The organism is Campylobacter concisus, from assembly GCF_002913745.1.
Classification (GTDB): Bacteria; Campylobacterota; Campylobacteria; order Campylobacterales; family Campylobacteraceae; genus Campylobacter_A; species Campylobacter_A concisus_R.
Genome location: NZ_PPCG01000063.1, coordinates 1 through 1,870 on the forward strand (window position 1 = coordinate 1; position 1,870 = coordinate 1,870).

The 1,870-nt window shown below is 35.7% G+C and carries 5 protein-coding genes; all 5 read right to left on the reverse strand.

What is annotated here, in order from left to right; genetic code table 11:
* Positions 1-94 precede the first annotated feature (94 nt).
* Positions 95-304, reverse strand: a complete 210-nt coding sequence (locus CYO90_RS07690; RefSeq protein WP_087582262.1) for a hypothetical protein — start codon at positions 302-304, stop codon at positions 95-97.
* Positions 305-475: 171 nt separating this feature from the next.
* On the reverse strand, positions 476-823 hold the full coding sequence (locus CYO90_RS07700) for a YopX family protein (RefSeq protein WP_103579077.1): 348 nt from the start codon (positions 821-823) through the stop codon (positions 476-478).
* Positions 820-1,083 carry a hypothetical protein gene (locus CYO90_RS07705; RefSeq protein ID WP_087582258.1) on the reverse strand — a complete coding sequence of 88 codons (264 nt, stop codon included), beginning with the start codon at positions 1,081-1,083 and terminating at the stop codon, positions 820-822. The genes CYO90_RS07700 and CYO90_RS07705 overlap by 4 nt, the downstream gene beginning before the upstream one ends.
* Positions 1,067-1,405, reverse strand: a complete 339-nt coding sequence (locus CYO90_RS07710; protein WP_103579078.1) for a hypothetical protein — start codon at positions 1,403-1,405, stop codon at positions 1,067-1,069. The genes CYO90_RS07705 and CYO90_RS07710 overlap by 17 nt, the downstream gene beginning before the upstream one ends.
* Positions 1,405-1,870 (reverse strand): hypothetical protein (locus CYO90_RS10260; protein WP_181000235.1); only part of this gene is annotated, 466 nt, incomplete at its 5' end. The genes CYO90_RS10260 and CYO90_RS07710, both read right to left, overlap by 1 nt.

A 1,870-nucleotide genomic window follows, 5' to 3' on the forward strand; every position in this document is an offset into this window, starting at 1 on the left:
GCTTCACACGGTAGGCAGTGACGTGGATAAGGCTTATTTTAGGGATTTTAACACGAGTGAGCAACTTCGTGTTTTACAATGGTGGGATAATTTTTTATTTGAGCTTTGTGGTTTTAAATTTTGCCAAATCAGCCTCTAACCAATCAAGTGGATAGCGGATAACGCCGTTCATCTCGATGTATCTGGGGACAAATTCATACTTGTTTTTGTTTTTTGGCATACGCATAAGGGCTAAAATATTGCTGTTTTTAGAATAACCCAAAAACTCCGTAGCCTCTTTTTGATTTAACAGCCTTTGGTTCATTTTTTATCCTTAATATAATCTTTCAAATCTCGCAGAGCGTGCCGTAAATAGCGGACGTCACATTTAAATAAAAGAGCTTGTATTTGCTCGACTAGCTTTATTTTTTTATTGTGTGCCTCACAAAATGCCTCTAGGTTTGCAAGGGCGGTTAAATGCTTATCTCTTTCAGGGCTACTCATCTAATAACTCCTTACTCTCATGGATATTGCCAATAATAGAAGCTTCTTGATTAAAGGCAAAGAGGTCAAACTCTTCCGTGCCTTCTATGACACACCTAAACATTGCTAAATTATCAGCCCAATAAACTTTAGCAATTACATTATTACCCCAACTAAGAATATCGCCCTCATAAATTTCTTTGTCATTTTTGTCTTTTAAGCCAGTGTATTGAGAATAAGCTATTTCCTCTGTATCTTTAAATTCTGTGGTTAAATCGGCTGTAACAAAGCTAAAGCTAGTCATAGGGCTGACCCACTTATTACGTCTCTTGCTCCAAGCCCTAAGTTTAATCTCTCTCATATTATCCCTCCCTCTGCAAAACGAGCAGTTGCATCTATTACTTTTTTCTTTATGAAGCCTTTAGGGTCTTTTTTAAACTCCTTAAACCTATACAATATAAGAAAAGGCAAAGTTACAAAAAATGTATACAAAAAGAAAATACCAAGCCCTATGTAATAAACTAGCTTGCTTAAAAAAATAAAGGCTACTATTAACATTGCACCTATACAAGTTGCAGCCACCACTATACATACTAAGACGCTTTCATATATGTCTTTCATTAGTTCTCCTTTCAACTTCAAATGCTTCAATAACTTCACACAGTATATACTCTATACTAGCAGTGTATGGCTTACTCATTAGCTGCCTTATTCCCTCTTCAAATACCAAGAGGCAATCTTTTTTAAACTTAGCGATAACGCTCGCACATCCGTCAGGAGAATATCTATCTACTGAATAATCTACTATATCAGCAAACTTATTTAGATGCTCTTTGCAAGAAATAGATATAGTAAGGCTCTTTATTACTTGACCTGCCTTTACATATTGAATAGGCGTTATCCTTTCATTGTGCTTCAGATAGTTCTCTATTGTTAGTTCCATTAGTTATCCTTTAACTTAAAACCAAAAGGATATATAGGCTTCCAACTAAGCGTCTCGTTATTAGCTACAAATTCTTTATCCATTTCAGGTATAGTCATTCTAGTAGGGTGTATAGAGTACTTCTTAGAAGTATAGTCGTAAATTCCTACGCACCATAGGACGTCTCGTTCATTAATAAAGTTTTCATTTGCTTCCTCGATAAGACAAGGGCACATACAATCAAACTTATAAGAGTTGTTTGTTACTTCTATAACCTCATATCTTATAGGGTTTATGGTTTCTGCTGCTCTTATAAAAACAACGACATCCCCTGCTTTAAACTTAGTAGTTTCATCAGACTTTATCCTGTATTCCTCTATATCAAAATCCCAAGTATCAGTGCCTTTTTCAAACCATTGACGAAAAATGGTATCATAGGCTTCCACTGGCTTACCCTCTGCGTAAGCTGTAATAAGCTTTATCTTC